Source organism: Mesorhizobium sp. M8A.F.Ca.ET.207.01.1.1 (genome assembly GCF_004794715.1).
Taxonomy (GTDB): Bacteria; Pseudomonadota; Alphaproteobacteria; order Rhizobiales; family Rhizobiaceae; genus Mesorhizobium.
Genome location: NZ_SRUS01000394.1, coordinates 1 through 318, shown reverse-complemented (window position 1 = coordinate 318; position 318 = coordinate 1). Strand labels below are relative to the sequence as shown.

Below are 318 nucleotides of genomic sequence, written 5' to 3'. Positions count from 1 at the left end.
AGCACGTTGGCGCACCCAGGCGGCGATAGAAGCGGTCGCAGAGGTCGGCAATCCCACCATCGTGGCGACGCTGACCGTGGTGGCGGCGCTGCTGCCGATGCTGTTCGTCTCAGGCCTCATGGGCCCGTATATGAGCCCTATCCCGGCCAACGCCTCGGCCGCGATGCTGTTCTCCTTCTTCGTCGCGGTGATGCTGACGCCGTGGCTGATGATGAAACTCGGCCGGAAGGATCAGACCGTCGCCTACGATCATGCCGCCAGCGCGCATGGCGGCGTACTGGGACGGGCCTATGTCACGGTGGCGCGACCGATCTTGAA

Annotated in this window: 1 protein-coding gene; it reads left to right on the top strand. The window is 65.1% G+C overall.

The features are described from left to right. The coding region (locus tag EN850_RS35060) for an efflux RND transporter permease subunit (RefSeq protein WP_136093037.1) at positions 1–318 on the top strand (318 nt) is incomplete at both ends.